Source organism: Protofrankia sp. CiP1_Cm_nod2, assembly GCF_920664355.1.
Lineage (GTDB): Bacteria > Actinomycetota > Actinomycetes > Frankiales > Frankiaceae > Protofrankia.
In genome coordinates, this window is record NZ_CAKKTL010000385.1 from 1 (window position 1) to 2791 (window position 2791).

4 protein-coding genes are annotated in these 2791 nt (G+C 75.1%); 2 read left to right on the forward strand and 2 right to left on the reverse strand.

Annotated elements, in window-relative coordinates; genetic code table 11:
* Window positions 1–920, forward strand: a 920-nt coding sequence (locus NBW84_RS23715; protein ID WP_250287553.1) for a D-alanine--D-alanine ligase family protein, incomplete at its 5' end; no start/stop codon positions are given.
* Window positions 921–982: 62 nt separating this feature from the next.
* Here NBW84_RS23715 and NBW84_RS23720 read toward each other — a convergent pair.
* Window positions 983–1534 carry a DUF3515 family protein gene (locus NBW84_RS23720; protein WP_445548523.1) on the reverse strand — a complete coding sequence of 184 codons (552 nt, stop codon included), beginning with the start codon at window positions 1532–1534 and terminating at the stop codon, window positions 983–985.
* A gap of 47 nt (window positions 1535–1581) precedes the next feature.
* Window positions 1582–1815, reverse strand: a complete 234-nt coding sequence (locus tag NBW84_RS23725) for an Lrp/AsnC family transcriptional regulator (protein WP_013874856.1) — start codon at window positions 1813–1815, stop codon at window positions 1582–1584.
* Window positions 1816–1893: 78 nt separating this feature from the next.
* Between NBW84_RS23725 and NBW84_RS23730 the strand changes: the two genes are divergently transcribed.
* Window positions 1894–2791: thiamine-phosphate kinase (locus tag NBW84_RS23730; RefSeq protein ID WP_445548838.1), on the forward strand; the 898-nt coding region annotated here is incomplete at its 3' end.

Consider the following 2791-nt stretch of genomic DNA (forward strand, 5'->3'; position numbering starts at 1 on the left):
CGGTGGTGCTGCCCGGCGACCCCACCGCGGGCGGCCTGCTCGCGCTCGACCAGGTGGCGGCCCCGACGGGCCCCGGCTCCGCCGGCCGCGATGCCGCCGGCCGCGGCCCTGTCGGCCTCGGCGCCGTCGACGTGGTGTTCCCGCTGCTGCACGGGCCGTTCGGTGAGGACGGCACCGTGCAGGGGCTGCTGGAGATGGCCGCCGTCCCCTACGTCGGCTCCGGGGTGTTCGCCAGCGCCGCGGCCATGGACAAGCAGTACATGAAGATCCTGCTCGCCGACGCCGGGCTCGACATCGGCCCGTACGCGGTGCTGCGCGCCGGGCAGGCCCTGACCGCCGACGACCGCGAACGCCTCGGCCTGCCCGTGTTCGTCAAACCGGCCCGGGGCGGGTCGAGCATCGGCATCAGCCGGGTGGACGCCTGGGACGACCTGGCGACCGCGCTGAAAGCCGCCCGCGCCGTCGACCCGAAGGTGCTCGTCGAGGCCGCCGTCGTCGGCCGTGAGGTCGAGTGCGGCGTGCTCGGCAGCCTCGACGGCGGCGGACCGGAGGCGAGCCTGCCCGCGGAGGTGACGGTGACCACCTCCGCGGGGTCCGCGGGCTTCTACGACTTCGAGGCCAAGTACCTCTCGGACGCGGTCCGCTTCGACGTCCCGGCGGACCTGCCCGCCGAGGTCACCGCCGCGGTCCGTCAGATCGCCGTGCGGGCGTTCGCCGCGCTGGACTGCGCGGGCCTCGCCCGGGTGGACGTGTTCGTCCGCCCGGACGGCTCGATCATCGTCAACGAGGTGAACACCATGCCGGGGTTCACCCCGACCTCGATGTTCCCGCGGATGTGGGCGGCCACCGGCCTGGACTACCCACGGCTGGTGGACCGGCTGGTCGCGCTGGCGGCCCGCCGCGGCACGGGGCTGCACTGATCCCCGTCGCGGCTGGTCCCCCGTCGCCGCTGGTGCCGGTAGGGCCGCCCAGCCGGCCGCTGTCAGGCCGTCGTCGACCGTGTCGCGCCGCGGACCGGCGCGGCGAGCGTGGCCAGCACGTCGAAGGCCTGGACGGACGCGGGGAGCAGCAGCACGACCTGCGGACGTCGGGTAGGCGTGGAGTAGCGGACGGTGTCACCGCGTTCCTCGGCGAACCAGCCGACATCGTCGACCACCGAGAGCGTCACGTCCGGCCGGTAACCGGGAGCGGCCCCCGGCACGCCGCAGGAGAGCACCACCGGTGGGGAGCCCCAGGCCGCGACGAACGGCGACGCCGGCCGGGCCTCGCGACGTTCCAGCCCCGGCCCCAGCGAGGACGGCAGGGCGGCGCCCAGGGCGAGGCAGGCCGACCGCTGCTCCCCGGTCGGATCCGGCGCGCCGTTGACCGTGACCGGCCCCGGGGAACCGGCACACGCGGTGAGCGGAATCACAACGGCAAGGGCCATGATCCGGGCGAGGAGCGCGACCGGCCACCCGGTCCGCCGCCCGGCCGCCGGCCCCGGTGGCCCGGCTGGCCGACCGGGCCACGCGGCTGGTGCCCGCCGTGCCCGCACTCTGCCGTCCCGGCCGGTCATGACAGGGAACAAGCGCGGACGAAGCGTCAGAAGTGCACCACCGGACAGGTCAGCGTGCGGGTGATCCCGTCGACCGTCTGCACGCGTGACATGACGAGCTTTCCCAGCTCATCGACGCTGGCCGCCTCGGCACGGGCGATCACGTCGTAGGGGCCGGTGACGTCCTCCGCCTGGGTGACACCGGGGATCTGTTCGATCTCCTTGGCCACCGATGAGGACTTCCCGACCTCGGTCTGGATGAGGATGTACGCGTGGACCACAGAGGCTCCCTTGTCGGACGTCGACAACCCGTGCCGCAGAACAACGGGCCGACAGAAGGTAACAGGCAATCGGCTCCGGTGAGAGTGTCTGAGGTAGGGGAATTTGGTCTGATCGCCCGGGTGGCGGCCAGACTGGGCGCACCGGCGCCGCCAGCGGGTCCTGGTGACGACGCCGCGGTGGTCCCGACACCCTCCGGTTATGTGATTGCTACCACAGATCTGCTCGTGGAAGGGCGGCACTTCCGGTTCGACTGGTCCTCCCCATATGACGTCGGACGTAAAGCTGCCGCGCAGAGCCTCGCCGACGTGGCGGCCATGGGAGCCGTCCCGACCGCCCTGCTGGTCGGCCTGGCCTGCCCGCCGTCCACCCCGGTCGAGCTCGCCGAGGGCCTCGCCGACGGTCTGCGCGACGAGTGCGCCGAGGCGGGCGCGGTCGTCGTCGGCGGCGACACGGTCGGCGCGGCCGAGGTCTGCCTGGCCGTGACCGCGCTCGGGGACCCGCGGGGCGTCGCCCCGCTGACCCGCTCGGGGGCGCGCCCGGGGGAGTCGGTTGTCCTCGCCGGCACGGTGGGCCGCTCCGCCGCCGGGCTGGAGCTGCTGCTCGCGGGCGTGCGGGAGGGCCCTCTGGTCGACGCCCACCGCCGCCCGACACCGCCGTACGCGGCCGGGCCGGCGCTGGCCCGGGCGGGCGCGACCGCGCTGCTCGACATCAGCGACGGGCTGCTCGCCGATCTCGGGCATGTGGCGGCCGCCTCCGGCGTCGTGCTGGAGGTGGACGCCGACGCGCTGCGGGCGGCCGTCCCCGGCGTGGACGTGCGGCACCTGCTGACCGGCGGCGAGGATCACGGCCTGGCCGGGACGCTGCCGACGGGCGTCGAGCCGCCACCCGGGGTCGCCGTGATCGGCCGCGTGCTGGCCGCCGACCCGGCCGCGGGCGGGCCAGGCGTGCGGGTCGTGGGCGGCAACGTCCCGCCGG